1 protein-coding gene is annotated in these 252 nt (G+C 57.9%); it reads left to right on the forward strand.

Annotation, left to right across the window (positions count from 1 at the left end):
• Positions 1–252 (forward strand): putative PEP-binding protein (locus SB756_RS32960; protein WP_410913620.1); only part of this gene is annotated, 252 nt, incomplete at both ends.

Raw genomic sequence — 252 nt, forward strand, 5'->3', positions numbered from 1 at the left:
TGGCTCAAACGACATGACGCAGCTGGCGCTCGGTCTGGATCGTGACTCCGGCGTGGTGTCTGAACTGTTCGATGAGCGCAACGATGCGGTGAAAGCACTGCTGTCGATGGCGATTCGTGCCGCGAAGAAACAGGGCAAATATGTCGGGATTTGCGGTCAGGGTCCGTCCGACCACGAAGACTTTGCCGCATGGTTGATGGAAGAGGGGATCGATAGCCTGTCTCTGAACCCGGACACCGTGGTGCAAACCTG

The organism is Pseudomonas sp. SIMBA_068 (genome assembly GCF_046534705.1).
Lineage (GTDB): Bacteria > Pseudomonadota > Gammaproteobacteria > Pseudomonadales > Pseudomonadaceae > Aquipseudomonas > Aquipseudomonas putida.